Origin of the sequence: Pedobacter heparinus DSM 2366 (assembly GCF_000023825.1) — a bacterium.
In the GTDB taxonomy this organism is placed as follows: Bacteria; Bacteroidota; Bacteroidia; order Sphingobacteriales; family Sphingobacteriaceae; genus Pedobacter; species Pedobacter heparinus.
Window position 1 is genome coordinate 707,513 of record NC_013061.1, and the last position, 16,144, is coordinate 723,656.

The 16,144-nt window shown below is 41.3% G+C and carries 17 protein-coding genes; 12 read left to right on the forward strand and 5 right to left on the reverse strand.

Features of this window, described 5'->3' with window-relative positions:
• Position 1: 1 nt before the first annotated feature.
• From PHEP_RS02945 to PHEP_RS02955, 3 genes are read right to left on the reverse strand one after another with little or no spacing between them, the layout of a single operon-like run.
• A complete protein-coding gene (locus tag PHEP_RS02945; protein WP_012780762.1) occupies positions 2-3,487 on the reverse strand; it encodes a hybrid sensor histidine kinase/response regulator in 3,486 nt (1,161 codons plus the stop codon).
• 43 nt (positions 3,488-3,530) lie between these two features.
• Positions 3,531-4,214 carry a LytR/AlgR family response regulator transcription factor gene (locus PHEP_RS02950; RefSeq protein WP_012780763.1) on the reverse strand — a complete coding sequence of 228 codons (684 nt, stop codon included), beginning with the start codon at positions 4,212-4,214 and terminating at the stop codon, positions 3,531-3,533.
• An 8-nt stretch (positions 4,215-4,222) separates the two neighbouring features.
• Positions 4,223-5,737, reverse strand: a complete 1,515-nt coding sequence (locus tag PHEP_RS02955; RefSeq protein ID WP_012780764.1) for a sensor histidine kinase — start codon at positions 5,735-5,737, stop codon at positions 4,223-4,225.
• 65 nt (positions 5,738-5,802) lie between these two features.
• Here PHEP_RS02955 and PHEP_RS02960 point away from each other — a divergent pair, with 65 nt between their 5' ends.
• Both PHEP_RS02960 and PHEP_RS02965 read left to right on the forward strand, forming a co-directional pair.
• Positions 5,803-6,198: an arsenate reductase gene (locus tag PHEP_RS02960; protein WP_238326535.1), complete on the forward strand. Its 396-nt coding sequence runs from the start codon at positions 5,803-5,805 to the stop codon at positions 6,196-6,198.
• Between the two features lie 67 nt (positions 6,199-6,265).
• Complete coding sequence (locus PHEP_RS02965) at positions 6,266-6,997, forward strand: hypothetical protein (RefSeq protein WP_012780766.1); 732 nt, start codon at positions 6,266-6,268, stop codon at positions 6,995-6,997.
• 123 nt (positions 6,998-7,120) lie between these two features.
• Here the strand turns inward: PHEP_RS02965 and PHEP_RS02970 are convergent, their stop codons facing one another.
• On the reverse strand, positions 7,121-7,756 hold the full coding sequence (locus tag PHEP_RS02970) for a hypothetical protein (protein WP_012780767.1): 636 nt from the start codon (positions 7,754-7,756) through the stop codon (positions 7,121-7,123).
• 55 nt (positions 7,757-7,811) lie between these two features.
• On the opposite strand from PHEP_RS02970, the gene PHEP_RS02975 reads away from it, so the two are divergent.
• The 6 genes from PHEP_RS02975 (at position 7,812) to rpsJ (ending at position 12,724) form a co-directional block, all read left to right on the forward strand.
• The gene (locus PHEP_RS02975) at positions 7,812-8,033 is read left to right on the forward strand and encodes a VF530 family protein (RefSeq protein ID WP_012780768.1); all 222 of its coding nucleotides are present in this window, start codon (positions 7,812-7,814) and stop codon (positions 8,031-8,033) included.
• Between the two features lie 29 nt (positions 8,034-8,062).
• On the forward strand, positions 8,063-9,190 hold the full coding sequence (locus PHEP_RS02980; RefSeq protein ID WP_162141681.1) for an acyloxyacyl hydrolase: 1,128 nt from the start codon (positions 8,063-8,065) through the stop codon (positions 9,188-9,190).
• Between the two features lie 134 nt (positions 9,191-9,324).
• Positions 9,325-9,738, forward strand: a complete 414-nt coding sequence (gene rpsL, locus PHEP_RS02985) for a 30S ribosomal protein S12 (protein WP_012780770.1) — start codon at positions 9,325-9,327, stop codon at positions 9,736-9,738.
• A gap of 16 nt (positions 9,739-9,754) precedes the next feature.
• Positions 9,755-10,222 carry a 30S ribosomal protein S7 gene (rpsG, locus tag PHEP_RS02990; protein WP_012780771.1) on the forward strand — a complete coding sequence of 156 codons (468 nt, stop codon included), beginning with the start codon at positions 9,755-9,757 and terminating at the stop codon, positions 10,220-10,222.
• 17 nt (positions 10,223-10,239) lie between these two features.
• Complete coding sequence (fusA, locus tag PHEP_RS02995) at positions 10,240-12,354, forward strand: elongation factor G (RefSeq protein ID WP_012780772.1); 2,115 nt, start codon at positions 10,240-10,242, stop codon at positions 12,352-12,354.
• Between the two features lie 64 nt (positions 12,355-12,418).
• Positions 12,419-12,724: a 30S ribosomal protein S10 gene (gene rpsJ / locus PHEP_RS03000; protein ID WP_008244591.1), complete on the forward strand. Its 306-nt coding sequence runs from the start codon at positions 12,419-12,421 to the stop codon at positions 12,722-12,724.
• 66 nt (positions 12,725-12,790) lie between these two features.
• On the opposite strand, the gene PHEP_RS03005 is transcribed toward rpsJ, so the two are convergent.
• Positions 12,791-13,399 (reverse strand): hypothetical protein, encoded by a 609-nt coding sequence (locus PHEP_RS03005; protein ID WP_012780773.1) that lies wholly within the window; start codon positions 13,397-13,399, stop codon positions 12,791-12,793.
• Positions 13,400-13,480: 81 nt separating this feature from the next.
• Between PHEP_RS03005 and PHEP_RS03010 the strand changes: the two genes are divergently transcribed.
• The 4 genes from PHEP_RS03010 to rplD all read left to right on the forward strand — a co-directional run bounded on the left by PHEP_RS03010 (position 13,481) and on the right by rplD (position 16,143).
• Positions 13,481-14,317 carry a sulfite exporter TauE/SafE family protein gene (locus PHEP_RS03010; RefSeq protein ID WP_012780774.1) on the forward strand — a complete coding sequence of 279 codons (837 nt, stop codon included), beginning with the start codon at positions 13,481-13,483 and terminating at the stop codon, positions 14,315-14,317.
• Positions 14,314-14,709 carry a DUF1634 domain-containing protein gene (locus tag PHEP_RS03015; protein ID WP_012780775.1) on the forward strand — a complete coding sequence of 132 codons (396 nt, stop codon included), beginning with the start codon at positions 14,314-14,316 and terminating at the stop codon, positions 14,707-14,709. The genes PHEP_RS03010 and PHEP_RS03015 overlap by 4 nt, the downstream gene beginning before the upstream one ends.
• Before the next feature lie 182 nt (positions 14,710-14,891).
• Positions 14,892-15,509 (forward strand): 50S ribosomal protein L3, encoded by a 618-nt coding sequence (gene rplC / locus PHEP_RS03020; RefSeq protein WP_012780776.1) that lies wholly within the window; start codon positions 14,892-14,894, stop codon positions 15,507-15,509.
• A gap of 4 nt (positions 15,510-15,513) precedes the next feature.
• Positions 15,514-16,143, forward strand: a complete 630-nt coding sequence (gene rplD, locus PHEP_RS03025; protein WP_012780777.1) for a 50S ribosomal protein L4 — start codon at positions 15,514-15,516, stop codon at positions 16,141-16,143.
• Position 16,144: the final 1 nt, after the last annotated feature.

The window sequence follows — 16,144 nt, forward strand, 5'->3', positions numbered from 1 at the left end:
ATTAACTTAACCATACCCTCAGCATGGAAAGTAATTTGTCCATATCAACAGGTTTGGAAATATAATCATTTGCTCCTGCTTCAATACATTTTTCTTTATCGTTTTTCATTGCTTTTGCTGTTAAGGCAATAATTGGCAGTTTGGCAAACTCTTTTTTACTGCGAATGGTTCTCATGGCCTCATATCCATCCATTTCCGGCATCATGATATCCATCAATACCAGGTCTATCGGTTCAGTTTCTTCCAGTTTGCTGATGGCTTCTCTGCCGTTGTTGGCGATTACAATTTTCAGGTCATAGGCCTGCAGTGCGCTGGATAAAGCAAAAATATTGCGCATGTCATCATCAGTGATTAAAATAGTCTTATCTTTCAAAACCTTTTCCATGGTGGATGAAGCTTTGTTTTTAGGTGGCCTGCCATTGGCTGAAGTGGGCGGGGGACCTTCTTTTTTCAGTTTGTTCATGAAGAGGCTCACTTCGTCAATCAGCCTGTCATTCGATTTGTTAGACTTTAACACCATTGCCTCTGTATACTGCATGATGTGCGCCATTTTATCCTGATCAAGCTCCATTGCAGTATTGATAATTACGGGTACCTGTACCAGTTTTTCCTGCGACTTAATGCTGTCCAGCAGGTCGAAGCCCGATATGTCCGGTAGTTTGAGATCCAGGATGATGCAGTCAAATGTCTGTTCATCAAGCAGTACCAGGGCTTCTTTTCCGGTGAAGGCCTGTTTTACATCGACTCCTTTTTCTGTTAATTGCTGGGCGAGCAATTTGCTGTGTAGTTCCTGATCTTCAATAAGGAGTACTTTGTTCAGGTTATATTTTAGGTGGGCGGCACTGAGCAGATCAAAAGCTTCGTCGAGCTGTTCTTTTTCGATTGGTTTTTTTAAAAATCCGATTGCTCCCTCTTTTTTGGCTTTGCCGGCTTTTTCATTTCCTGCCGACATCATGTGTACGGGTATGTGTTTGGTTCTTGGATCGGCTTTTAATTTTTTAAGAATGGTCCATCCATCCATAACAGGGAGCATAATATCGAGAACAATGGCATCGGGTAATTCTGAAAAGGCCATTTCCAGTGCCACATCACCGCTGTGGGCAAGTATGGGTTTAAAACCTTTTTCTATTGCATAATCATTAAGTACGTCTGCAAAAACCAGATCGTCTTCTACAATTAACAGCTTCTGCGCATCTTTGTGACGGTTTACAGGCATTAAAACAGGATCCGGAACTAAAGGTATAATTGTCGCTTCTTCAATTTCCGATATGTTTTCCTGATTTTCAGGGGCAGTGGCATTGTTTTTTGGAAGGTACAAGGTAAAAGTACTGCCTTCGCCCTGTTTACTGTTTACCTGTATCTCGCCGCCAAGGATGTGTGCCAGTTCTTTGCTGATGGACAGGCCCAGACCGGTGCCACCATACTTTCTGCTGGTTGAGCCGTCTGCCTGTTGAAAAGCCTCAAATATCAGTTTTTGCTTATCGGCAGGAATACCTATCCCTGAATCTTTTACACTAATGGCAATGATATCTTCAGTTGTGGTTTTTAATTGCCGGGAGAAGAAGAGGGTCCCTGCGCTGGCCTTGCTGATGGTCATTGTAATCTCGCCATGCTCTGGTGTAAATTTGAAAGCGTTGGAAAGGAGGTTTTTTACGATCTGTTCCAGTCTAGACTGATCGGTAAGCAGCGTTGCTGGCAATTCTTTATCCAGAACCGTATGAAAGCTGATCTTTTTGCTTTTTGCAAGCTCGTTAAATAAGGCTTCCATATCTTGTTTGATGACAAGAGGTTTTAAAGGCAGGATAGAAAGATCAAGTTTTCCGGATTCAATTTTGGAAAGGTCCAGGATGTCGTTGATCAGGGTAAGCAGATCGGTGCCTGCATTGTGAATTACACCAGCGTATTTGATCTGGTCTTCATTCAGGTTTTCCGGTCGGTTCTCTTTTAATATCCTGGCCAGGATAAGAATGCTGTTTAAAGGGGTTCTGAGTTCGTGGCTCATGTTGGCCAGGAATTCAGATTTGTACTTACTGGAGATTTCCAGCTCTTCGGCCTTTAAACTCATGGCCTCTTTGGCCTGGTTTACAGCAATGTTACGTTCTTCCAGCTGCTGGGCCTTTTCTTCGAGCTCCGAATTGGTCTGGCGTAATTCTTCCTGCTGTACCCGTAGTTCCTCTTCCGAAGCCTGAAGCTGCTCGGATTTATAGACCAGTTCTTCATTGGTGGTGCGCAATTCTTCCTGCTGACTTTCCAGTTCTTCTGCCTGTTGCTGGGTTTGCTCAAATAAAGCCCTTAATTTTACACGTGCTACAGCACTGTTTACGCCTACCCCTATACTTTCGGTAATGGCCTGAAGAAATAACGAAATCGAATCGTTGGGTTGCTGATTTAATCCAAGTTCAATTACAGCCAGGGTCTGATCTTCAAAAACGATAGGCATGAGATAAATGCAGGCCGGCGGGGCTTCGCCTAAACCTGAATTGACCTTAATGTATCCGGCAGGTACGGGTTCCAGTAGTTTTCTCTTCTTTTCAACGGCAACCTGACCTACAAAGCCTTCCCCAAAATGATACTCCTGCCGAATGCTTTTTGTATGTTGATAAGCATAACCACCTTCAAATCTGAGCGTCTTTTTTGAAGGGTTGGCCAGGAAAAAAGCACCAATGGGCGCATGGATATAATTGCAGATCTGTGTAATGATATTTGAAGCCAGCTCTTCGATTTCCTGTTCTCCCCGCATGGCCTCATTAATTGCTGTAGTGCCCAGTAGCAGCCAGTTTTTTTGTTCATTTTCTGCCGATATCCTTTCGAGCTGAAGATTAGAATCCCTGATCTGGCTTTCGGTTTCTTTTTGCTGATCAAAAGTACGCCTGATATAAGAAAAAAGAAAAAGGATGAGGCAAAATATGATAAAGGCGCTAAGCAACACCACAAACTCGCTCTGTTTACTGCTTTTGATAATGTCGGCTTTCCTTTTTTGGAGCAATTGCTTTTCTTTACTGATGATTTTTCCACTCAGTTCAAGGATTTTATTTTTAAAGAACTGGCCTTGCCCGGCCATTACACGAAATGCAGCAGCATCCTTTCCTTTTGCATCATAAAGTTGGAGCACAGCCTTCATTTCATCTACTTTTTCGTGGGCGTAATAGTCGAGCGAATCGATTAATATTTCCTGTGCAGTATCCTGGTCCAGTGTCCTCTTCAGTTCCTGGATGGTGGGCAGGATTTTGACCGAATTTTTTTTGTAGGGCGCGAGGTATTGTGGCTTTCCGGCCAGGATGAAACCTCTTACCCCCGTCTCTGAATTCAGGACCTGGCCTTCTACGTCTTTGAGCAGGCTGATCACATCATAAGTATGGCTTTGCCATTTTGTGTCGCTGTTCAGCTTATCAATGCTGAAATAAGAGGTTATTGCAGAAACAAGAACAAACAATAAGGAAACAGTAAAACCTGTTAATACTTGTTGTTTAAAAGTCAGTTTAAACATCTGGTGTATTGGTTAAGATCAAAATCTTTTATAGCCAACAATATTAATAAAAATCTAGCAAACATTGTGCGTAAGTGGAACCTATGGGTATAGTCTGACTACCTATCCATACCTGAGCGCGGTCAAACTTACTGATCTTATCCCTTGAAATGATAAAGGCACGGTGTGTTCTGATGAATTTTTTTGCAGGGAGCAGCAGGAGCATTTCATTTAGGGGGACTCTTGTGCTGAGTAGCTTTTGCTCGTTCAGGTGTATCTGGGTATAATTTCCGGAGGCTTCGATATATTCAATGTCATTGATCAGGACTTTGATCTGTTCATAACCATCTTTAATGAAAATATAAGCAGGGTCTGTGATTTCGGTATTGTTCCTAAGTGTATAAAGTTCCTGCGCTTTATTGCAGGCTTTTAAAAAACGGGAAAGGGAAAATGGTTTTAATAAATAATCTATGGCATCGAGTTCAAAGCTTTTTACCGCGTGCTCTGAATAAGCGGTAGTGAAAATGACCATTGGCGGATTGCTTAGGCTGTTCAGGAAGTCGATCCCATTAATATCCGGCATTTTAATGTCCAGGAAGATCAGGTCGGTTTTGTTTTGCTGTAAAAAGCTAATGGCATCGAATGCATTTGTAAAGCAGGCTTTTAATTCAATAAAAGGGACTTTGGAGGCATGGGATTTCACTACATCCAAAGCTATGGGTTCGTCGTCTATTGCAATGGCAATCATTTTTAAAATTAACTATTTCTTTGTAATTGCAGGGTAAGGTGGATAAAAAACGTTGTAGCGCTTTCACGGATGAGGAGTTCGTGCTGATTTGGATAAAGCAGTGTTAGCCGGCGTTTTACGTTTTGCAGGCCGATACCGCTTTGCAGTTTCTCGGGATCATTGTCGCCTTTTAAATGGATGGAATTCTGTACATCAAAATATAGGGTACTTTCTTTAGTCTGCAAAGTGATTTTTATATGGGATGGCTCCTGCAGACTGATCCCGTGTTTAAATGCATTCTCTACAAAGGGGATCAAAAGCATGGGGGCAATGACAAGATTGTTTAACTGCTCATCAATCTGGGTTTCGATCACTATTGAGGATGAAGGGGAAGTCCTGAGTTTTTGGAGGGCGATGTAATTGTTGAGGTAGTCTATATCGCGTGTTAAAGAAATTTTATCCTGAAGGTTTTCCTGTAGCATGAAACGCATCATGTCGCCCAGTTTTTGTATGCCTTCTCCTGTGCGTTCGGCTTTTTCCTGTAAAGCAGTTCCATAAAGGGTATTTAATGCATTGAATAAGAAATGCGGATTGATTTGCGAACGGAGGAAACTTAAACTGGCATCTGAGCGGCCGAGTTCTGTTTTTAAACTGGTCAGTTCTGCATGGGTGGCACTGCGTTTTTTGTAAATAAACCAGGATAGGGATGTACTGACAATGAGTTGAGTGGGGACATGAAAGGCGATAACTGCTACAGCCATTTCCGCACGGTTATTATACAGGAGTGCGAGCAGGACCAGTGGCACACTGGATAGGATAGCAATTAAGCATATTTTCCAAAAATAGTGACGAAAGGTCTTGCCTTCACGTTTTACCTGAGGAATGAGGTAATAAATGGAAAAGATGATGATGCAAACAGTGGAGCAGGTAACCAGTGTCCAGCATAACATTACTGCAAAATTGCCGTGACCTGCAATCAGCAGGAGCAGGCCTACAAACCAGAATGCGCCGCCAAATACTGCCTCCAGCTTCATGCGGTTATTGGGTTCATACTGAAGGCTGTCATTATCGTTAAAATAGATGATCAGTTTTTTAAGGGCCGCGTAAATGCCGATGATCAGAATCAGCCAGGTGGAGTAGCTAAATCCTCTGAGAAAAAAATAATTATAAGCCTCGTTTAAGGTACTAAAGTCAGAAAACATATATTCCTTACTATAGGTATAAACAACGCTGGTAACCAGTCCGGTTACCAGAAACAGGCAAATTAGCATGATTATTGCCATGGCCCTGTCTTTCGGCTTAAACAAGGCGGGCAGGATACAAAAGTTTAAGAGCAAAAAGCTGAAGTACAAAATAGAAAAACGGAACAATTCAGGGAACAGGTAATTGGAGATATAGGAATAGTGCAGATTTGCTCCTTTCATGAGGGACTCCGTATGGTTGGGTGTTCTTTCTCCGGAGTTGGAGATCAGTAATAAAATGGCGAAGCCATAAAGGCCTGTAGCAACCCAGAATTCTATTTTTGAAAGATCTTTTAATTTCATTCCTACCTTTTTTTGTTTGTCGGCACAATAGTACAAAGACTATAAGTTTCAAATTCTAAAATGTGATGAAACCTGCGAAAAAAGTGATGAAATTAAATCCTAATTTTGTAAACATGATCATATACGGAATACCCAATTGCAATACAGTAAAAAAAGCCAGGACCTGGCTGGAGGAAAATGGTTTCAATGCTGAGTTTCATGATTTTAAAAAGAAAGGCATTACTGCGGAAAAATTGAATGAGTGGTGTAAGGTTTTTGGCTGGGAGCAGGTTTTAAATAAAAAGGGTACTACCTGGAGAAGTTTAGGGCCCGATGTACAGCAAAGCGTGAAAGACCAGCCGACGGCCGTGGCTGTGATGCTGCAGCATAATAGTGCCATTAAACGTCCTGTGATTGAGGTTGAGGGGAAGGCTCTGCTGATCAGCTTTAATGAGGATCAGTATGCTGCAGTTTTGAAATAGGCTGAACTTTTCTTGTTAATTTTTGTTAAATTATCATTTTACCTGCTAAACAGCCTTACATTTGAGTATGCTTAAAAAATTGTTTCTGTTGCTGATATTGGTTGCGCCACTTTGGTTAATGGCACAAAGTTCTGTTTCGGGAACAGTATTCGATTTTGACAACAATACTTTTCCGTTGCAGAATGTAAAAGTCAGAAACTTAAGCAACAATCAGCTAACTTTAACCAAAGCAGCGGGCCAGTTCAATATCACTGCTAAAATGGGCGATCTGCTCGAGTTTTCGTTAATGGGCTATCATACGGATACTTTATTCCTGATCAACCTTTCGCCAAAAACCATATATCTTCCTGGCAATTCAACCGCTTTAAAAGAAGTAGAGATTGTTGGTTCAAAAATAAATCCTTCTATTTTATCTCCGGATCCTTTGGCCAGACCCTATAAACGTCTAGCTCCGGATGGGCTTCGGGGTAAAGGGAACAACGACCGGGCAGGGGGCTTGCTGTTTAACCTGGGCTATGGGAAATATAAACGGCAGCAGGAAAAGATCAGGGTGCTGGAAGAGCGTGACCGTTTCCAGGCAGAGATCAATGAAGTTTTTACAGAGGCTTATGTAAGTGATCTGGTAAAGCTTAAGGGACAGGAGCTGAAAGATTTTATGGCCATGTACAGGCCACCTGAAGAACTGGTTAAAAGTGAACGCCCGTTTAATTATGATTTATATACCGTTAAAGCCTATCATACCTGGTTAAAGTTGCCGCCGGAACAAAGGAAGGTAGTGCCGATCTCTTTCCAAAAATAACCATTCTCTTCATGCACTGATTTTTAAGGCGCTGAAGGGCGCATAAAAATGATGTGCCTTCAGAGAAGGTAATTTTTGTTTTATACAGGGAATAAAGAAATGTGTTAGATTGGAATTTTAGCGTTATTTAAAAAAGCTTGCCTTTAACTTTTCAGCATCAATAATCGATTCAGGTTCCTCCAGACTGATTAACCATCCCTTTTGTTTAAGTAATGTGATCTCTTGCTTGGCGACAGAAAGGTCTTTCCCTTTAATGTTTTTGTTAAAAATGATGGGTGCTTTTGGTTCCACATTTGCGGTAGTACTGCTTAATATCTCCAATCGGAACTTAGGCCAGAGCTGTATATCACCCAGTTGGGCGGAGTAGATCTTTTTTGTGGTGTTTGGCGCAACAATGCCGGCAAATTCTCCTTTAAAGGCACCTTGTTTTTCGGTGGTCAGACTGGTGAGGAGCTGGTAGGAGGTTTCATTGATCAGGTGGAAGTGGGCGACAGAGCTGCTGTGCTGGTCTGTTACAAGGGCGAGATAAATCCCTTCTTTTTTAAATTCTGCTTCAGGAACGGCAGGAGCAGGTTTATTGCTGACCACATCATTGTCATGGACGTCGCCATATACCAATGTTACTTTAGAGGCCAGTACAGGTATTTCAAAATCGTTGGTGTCTGTTACGCCAATGGTGTCCTTATCGATTATCCTGGTAATGTATCCTTCAATGTTCTCGTCTACAAAACGAACAAAATCACCTAATTTTAAATTCATGGTACGTTGGGATTGTTTTTTATACAAATCTAGTTATTCTTATTATTTTTGCGCTATGGCAGTACAGGAACAGGCAAATAATCCACTACATGGTAAAACGCTGGAATTTATATTGAAGCAGCTGGTATGGCATTATGGATGGGAGGAGCTGGGGCAACTGGTCCGCATTGCCTGTTTTAACAATAATCCAACTATGAACTCCAGCCTGAAATTTTTAAGGAAGACCGACTGGGCACGTAAAAAGGTAGAGAAGTTATACCTGAACACTTTTCATTAAAATCCATGTTTGAGCCAGCTAAATTTAAAATGAGCATTCGAAAATCAAGTAAACCCTATATTCTTGTTTTATTTTTAAGTTTTTTAATGGTTGCGGGGGATTTGCATGCCCAGGAAACAGCCGACAGCAGAAATAGTATAGAGTTTTCTCCTCAGGTATCGCTGGGTGTATTTACAGCCCAGAATAAATTGACGGGAACGGCTTATGGTGGTGAGCTGATTTATCATATGAGCACCATCGCCCATCCGAGGCCATGGATGAAAATGTTGAATTTAAAGAGTCTTGACCTGGTATTCAATTATAAGAATATGGGTGATATTGTGATGGTCTCGGATCCGAGACCTCGTAGATTTGGGGATTCTTATGCTTTGATTGCTGCGCTTAATTTTTCGCTGTTTAAAACAAAAAGTACAGAACTGTTTGTTACACCAGGACTAGGAATGGGGTATTTGGGGGAAACCTGGTTTACCAATCAGAATGTGCTGGTGGGAAGCCACCTGAATTTTTCTTCGAGGATTGCGTTAAAGCTGGCTACACGTATTGGCCCGTCTACAAAACTGGCGGCAGGCCTGGATATTCTTCATTTTTCGAATGGGGGAACCCGGGTGCCGAATAATGGGATGAATATAAGCAGCGTGAGTTTTGGACTGGTTCAATCTTTGAAAAACAGTTTGGACCGGGATACGGCTTCCTGGAGAAAACCAATGGATTATAAGAAGCACAGTATAGATATTGGGATTAATATTGGGCGTCGTGGGGTTTACAGGAGTAAGGATGGTTTATATAAAACAGGCTTATACGCAGGGTACAATTATCGGTTGAATACTGTTTTGGGCTTTGGGGCAGGAGTTGATGCTGTTTACTACCATACCATTTATGATCCGTTACGAAATGTAGAGACTTTTCAGTCGAAAGCCAGTTCTTTTGACAGGTGGCGTATAGGCCTGGCGGTGGGTCCGGATTTATGGATGGGCCGGATGGGCCTGATGGTTAAATATGGGTATTACCTGCATTATAACAGTTTAATGGAAAATAAAACCTACTGGACGCCCGGATTGAAATACAATGTACTGGACTGGGCAGCCGTTCAGGCTAAAATATATATACACCAGACAGAGGCAGATTTTGTTGGTTTTGGATTCATTTTTACCCCATAGTAATTATGCCTTTGTTTTTTAAGGGATTAAATTTCTGTTAACCCCTTGATTTATAAAATGTATTGTCTTACCTTTGCAGTCCCTTATTGAGGGGTATAGTTTTTAAACATAAATAAAAAAGTAAAAAAGGAACAATGCCAACCATTCAACAATTAGTTAGAAAAGGTAGAGTAGCACTGGAGTTCAAGAGTAAGTCTCCGGCGTTGGACAGCTGTCCACAGCGAAGAGGTGTATGTACACGTGTATATACCACTACCCCTAAAAAACCAAACTCAGCAATGCGTAAAGTTGCACGTGTACGTTTAACCAATGGTAAAGAGGTTAACGCTTACATCCCTGGAGAAGGTCACAACTTACAGGAGCACTCGATCGTATTGATTCGTGGTGGTCGTGTTAAAGATTTACCAGGTGTACGTTATCACATCATCCGTGGAGCATTAGATACTTCAGGTGTTGCGGGTCGTAACCAACGTCGTTCAAAATATGGTACTAAACGCCCTAAACCAGGACAAGTAGCTGCGGCTCCTGCAAAAGGTAAAAAGAAATAATTAGGAGGAAAGAAAAATGAGAAAGTCAAAACCAAAAAAGAGAATTATCCTTCCTGATCCAAAATTTAACGACGTTCAGGTAACAAGGTTTGTAAACAATATGATGTTTGATGGAAAAAAATCTATCGCTTATTCTATTTTTTACGATGCTGTTGAACTTGCTGAGAAAAAAGCAGGTGAAAATGGTTTAGAAGTGTGGAAACGTGCTTTATCTAACGTGATGCCAGCTGTTGAGGTAAAATCACGCCGTGTAGGTGGTGCAAACTTCCAGGTTCCTACCGAGGTAAGACCTGACCGCAAGATTGCATTGGGCATGAAATGGTTAATTTCATATGCACGCAAACGTGGTGAAAAAACAATGAAAGAAAAATTAGCAGGTGAAATTGTTTCAGCAGCTAAAGGTGAAGGTGCAGCGGTTAAGAAAAAAGAAGATACGCATAAAATGGCTGAAGCTAATAAAGCGTTCTCTCATTTCCGTTTCTAATCATATAGAATCATAAAATGTCAAGAGATTTAAGATTTACAAGAAATATTGGTATTGCCGCGCACATTGATGCGGGTAAGACCACCACTACTGAGCGTATTCTTTATTATGCCGGTGTAAACCATAAAATTGGTGAGGTTCACGAAGGTGCATCTACAATGGACTGGATGGTACAGGAAGCGGAACGCGGGATAACCATCACGTCTGCAGCAACTACTGTTGGCTGGAAATACAGAGGACAGGATTATCACATCAATATTATTGATACCCCGGGTCACGTGGATTTTACCGTAGAGGTAAACCGTTCATTACGTGTATTGGATGGTTTGGTGTTTTTGTTTTCGGCAGTTGATGGTGTTGAGCCTCAATCTGAAACGAACTGGCGTTTGGCAAACAATTATAATGTTGCCCGTATCGGTTTCGTAAACAAAATGGACCGTTCAGGAGCTGATTTCTTAAAAGTTGTTGGACAGGTTAAAAGTATGTTAGGTAGCAATGCAGTTCCATTGCAATTGCCTATCGGTGCTGAAGATAGCTTTAAAGGTGTGGTGGATCTGATCAACAACCGTGGTATCGTTTGGAATGAGCATGATAAAGGTATGACCTTTACTGAAGTGCCAATTCCGGAAGATATGTTAGACGAGGTTGCGGAGTGGAGAGAGAAATTACTGGAATCGGTAGCTGAATACGACGAATCTTTAATGGAGAAATTCTTCGATGCGCCTGAAACGATCACTGAACGTGAGGTTTTAGATGCATTGCGTCAGGCTGTTTTGGATGCCAAAATTGTACCTATGGTTTGTGGTTCATCTTTCAAAAATAAAGGTGTTCAGACCATGCTTGATTATGTGATGGAATTATTGCCTTCACCTATGGATCAGGAAGGTATTGTAGGTACCAATCCAAACAATGGTGAAGAAGTTTTACGTAAACCAGATGAAAAAGAGCCTTTTGCAGCTTTAGCATTTAAAATTGCAACAGATCCTTTTGTTGGTCGCTTATGCTTTATCCGTGTTTATTCAGGTAATCTTGAAGCGGGTTCTTATGTATACAATGCACGTTCTGAGAACAAAGAGCGTATTTCACGTATCTTCCAGATGCACGCCAACAAGCAAAACCCGATTCCTAATGTAGGTGCCGGAGATATTGCTGCGGTAGTAGGATTTAAAGATATCAAAACAGGTGATACACTTTGTGATGAGAAAAATCCGATCATCCTTGAATCTATGAATTTCCCTGATCCGGTTATCGGTTTGGCAATTGAGCCTAAAACTCAGGCAGATGTTGATAAATTAGGTATTGCTTTAGGTAAACTAGCTGAAGAGGATCCTACATTCAAGGTTCAGACTGATGAAGAAACTGGTCAGACCGTAATTTCAGGTATGGGTGAGCTTCACCTGGACATCCTTATCGATCGTCTGAAACGTGAGTTTAAAGTAGAAGTAAACCAGGGAGCGCCTCAGGTTGCTTATAAAGAAGCAATTACAGGGACTACACAGCACCGTGAAACTTATAAGAAACAAACTGGTGGTCGTGGTAAATTTGCTGATATTCAGGTGATCATTTCTCCTATTGATGCTGATTACGAAAAAGGTGGATTACAATTCGTAAACGAGATTGTAGGTGGTTCAATTCCGCGTGAGTTTATCCCTTCAGTTGAGAAAGGTTTTGCTGCAGCCATGTCTAACGGTGTTGTTGCAGGTTATCCGCTTCCAGATATGAAAGTTCGTTTGATCGATGGTTCGTTCCATGCGGTCGATTCGGATGCGCTATCTTTTGAGATTGCGGCACGCTCTGCTTTCCGTGAGGCTTTACCTAAATGTAAGCCGGTATTGATGGAGCCGATCATGAAAATTGAGGTGCTTACACCAGAAGAGAACATGGGTGATGTTATGGGTGACTTAAACCGTCGTCGTGGTCAGCTGCAAGGTATGGACACGCGTAACGGTGCACAGGTTATTAAAGCCCTGGTTCCACTTTCGGAAATGTTTGGGTATGTGACCCAGTTGCGTACCATTACTTCGGGACGTGCAACTTCTACTATGGAGTTTGATCATTATGAGCCAGCTCCTAAGAATGTTCAGGAAGAGGTGATTGCAAAATCAAAAGGAAAAGTTAAATCATTAGATTAATTTTTAAATAAACTTGCTGCCGGTTATTAATAGCTCTAACCGGCAGCTTTAATTCATATATATCATGAGCCAAAGAATCAGAATCAAATTAAAATCTTACGATTATAATCTGGTAGATAAGTCTGCCGAGAAAATCGTAAAAACTGTTAAGCCGACAGGTGCAGTGGTTAGCGGACCAATTCCCTTGCCTACAGAGAAGAAAATTTTCACTGTTTTGCGTTCACCACACGTGAACAAAAAAGCACGTGAGCAGTTCCAATTGTGTGCTTATAAGCGTTTGTTAGATATTTATAGCTCTAACTCAAAAACAGTAGACGCTTTAATGAAACTTGAATTGCCTAGCGGTGTTGAAGTAGAAATCAAAGTATAACGATATTGAAGTATCAAAAAAGCCTTCCCGAGATCATCGAGGAAGGCTTTTTAATTGTTTAAGTTTTTATCGCCCCCGGCTTTTCAGTTCTTCGAGTTTGTTGCGCTCATCCTGCAGTTCGCGGGCAAGTTTCTTTTCTTTATCGTTTGCCTTGGTTTTATAGCTCTGATATTCCTGAGAAATCTCTTCATATAATGTACTCCGGTACTTCGCTTCATGTATGTGTTTGGCCGACCTTAATATCACAACAGTCAGGGCTGCCGCCAGGCCGATGATGAGGCTCCATACGATCGTATTGTAGGTGCCTTTTGTAAAGGAAATGCCTAAAAAGCTGATTTCATTTACTTTGGCATTTGTGCTGGCCAAAGAACTTTCCTTTCCACTGATCTGGGTTTTTAAATCAGCTATGCTCTTTTCCTGTTCGGCAATTTTTTGGGTGGCTGAGCTCAATTGCCGGCGTTCTGTACTCAGGGTATCCCTTACATTTTGCCAGAAGGATGACATCCGGTTTGGATTTACCAATTTATAGCCATCCAGGGTTTTTGATTTGGAAAGTATGAGCTGGTATTGTCCTTTCAGACTTGGATCAACTCTAGCTGAATCCTGGGTAATCTGGCCCTGGGCACTTATGCTAAGTATTAAAGCCGAAATAACTGGGAATATAATTTTCTTCATATCGGATATTGGTTTATGTCTAATTTAACAATGATATTTTAATTTTATTGTGTTCGGACTGTAGATAGTATATTTGTAGCAATGTCGGTATTACTCTTCACAATCATCGTTTTGGCAGGGGCTTTTTTAGCCGGACTGGTTGGCTCACTGACAGGACTTGGAGGTGGGGTGATCATTATTCCACTGTTAACACTTGTGCTTGGCGTTGACATTCATTATGCTATTGGTGCATCTATTATATCTGTGATCGCGACTTCATCGGGTTCGGCGGCAGCCTATGTTAAAGAAGGGATTACGAATATACGGATAGGGATGTTTCTGGAAATAGCGACTACAATAAGCGCCATTATCGGAGCTGTGGTTACTGTATTTATCAATCCAAGTTATATAGCTGTTATTTTTGGACTGATCCTTTTGTTCTCTGCCGTAATGATGGTAAGGAAGAAAGTAGACCATTCTGATAACGATACTTCGGGCAAACTGGCTGTTTTCTTGAAATTGAACGGCACTTACCCTGTTGATGGAACTGTTAAAAAATATGCAGTGCATAATGTGCTGGGTGGTTTTTTAATGATGTTTGTGGCTGGTATCATTTCAGGTTTGCTGGGGATTGGCTCGGGCGCCCTGAAGGTGGTGGCTATGGATAACATCATGCGGATCCCTTTTAAGGTCTCGACTACCACCAGCAATTTTATGATGGGGGTTACGGCAGCGGCAAGTGCAATTGTTTACCTGCATCGCGGACAGATTGATCCGGGGATTGCCATGCCTGTAACCATAGGTGTATTATTTGGGGCTACAATCGGATCAAAGATTCTGGTGAGGACCAATACAGATAAATTAAAGGTGGTTTTTGCAGTGGTGGTTACTTTTTTAGCACTTCAAATGATTTATAATGGCTTATCGGGCAGATTATGAGTAAAAGCAATAAGAATTTTTTTGCGGACAAAGATATACAGATCATTCTGGGGACACTGTTGCGTGTTGGGGTGATCGCATCAATGAGCGTGGTGCTTATAGGAGGGCTTATTTACTTGTTTTTTAACCATAATCAGGTAGTTGACTATAAGGAATTTAATCCGGGAAGGTCTGGCTATTCTTCAATAGCAGCCATTCTTCATGGCCTGACCAAGATGGATGGTGCGGCAATTGTGCAGTTTGGAACGGTTTTGCTGATCTTTACGCCTATTGCACGGGTGGTTTTTTCAGTTTTTAGCTTTCTGATTGAGCGGGATTATCTGTATGTTGTGATCGGATTATTCGTTTTGTGTATTATCTTATATAGTTTAAGTGATAAGTTAGTTGGATAAAACTTACTTTAATTGCTTGCTACCCGGTCAAAACAAATTTTTAGCATTTATTTGAAAAAATAATTAGCTAACTATTTGAAAATTAAGATTTCTTTCCTATTTTTGCCGTCCCTTAACGGGGATGTGTATCCACCTTGAACGAAGCCCTACTGCTTCGATGGGTGTTAAATTAAAAAAAGAAAATGTCAGGTATTATTGGAAAAAAAGTAGGAATGACCAGCATTTTCGACGCCGATGGTAAGAATATACCATGCACGGTGATCGAAGCTGGGCCTTGTGTTGTAACACAGGTAAAGACCGAAGAGAAAGACGGTTACGTTTCAGTTCAGTTAAGTTTCGACGAAGCTAAAGAAAAGAACACTACCATGCCGCTTAAAGGCCATTTTGCGAAAGCGAAAACTACACCAAAACGTAAGCTGGTTGAATTTGAGCCGTTTGAAGAGTCGTTGAACTTAGGTGATACGGTAACGGTTAACATCTTTAACGAAGGTGATTTTGTTGATGTAGTTGGTACATCAAAAGGTAAAGGATTCCAGGGTGTTGTAAAACGTCATGGTTTCGGTGGTGTTGGTGGGCAAACTCACGGACAGCACAACAGGATGCGTGCTCCAGGTTCATTGGGTGCTGCTTCGTATCCTTCTCGTGTATTTAAAGGTATGCGTATGGCGGGTAGAATGGGTGGTGACAGGGTAAAGGTTCAGAACTTACAGGTTTTGAAAGTTTATGCTGATCAAAACCTGGTTGTAGTTAGTGGTTCCGTACCAGGAGCTAAGGGTTCTTACGTAATCTTAGATAAGTAAGCAGATGGAAGTTAAAGTATTAAACATTTCAGGAAAAGAGACAGGTGCCAAGGTGCAGCTTCCTGAGTCGGTATTTGGCATAACGCCTGTTGACCACGCAATTTATTTAGATGTTAAGCAATATCTGGCCAATCAACGTCAGGGAACGCATAAGTCTAAACAACGTAATGAGATTGCTGGTTCAACCCGTAAATTATATAAACAAAAAGGTACTGGTGGTGCGCGTGCCGGAAGTATTAAATCTCCATTGTTTAATGGTGGTGGTCGTGTGTTTGGTCCTCAGCCACGTGATTACAGCTTCAAATTGAACAAGAAATTAAAATCACTGGCACGTAAGTCAGCTTTATCTTATAAAGCAAAGGACAATAACGTAGTGGTTTTAGAAGATTTTACTTTTGATACGATCAAAACTAAAAACTACATCAATTTGGTTAGCGCATTAAATCTGACTAACGAAAAGACATTGTTGGTTTTACCTACGCAAAATAACAATATCTATTTATCAAGCAGAAACATTCAGAAAGTGAAAGTGATTACTGCAGATCAGTTAAATACTTATGATGTATTGAACTGTGGCAAGCTTTTGTTGACTGCAGATTCTGTTAAAACACTGGAGGAGGCATTTGCCAAGTAAT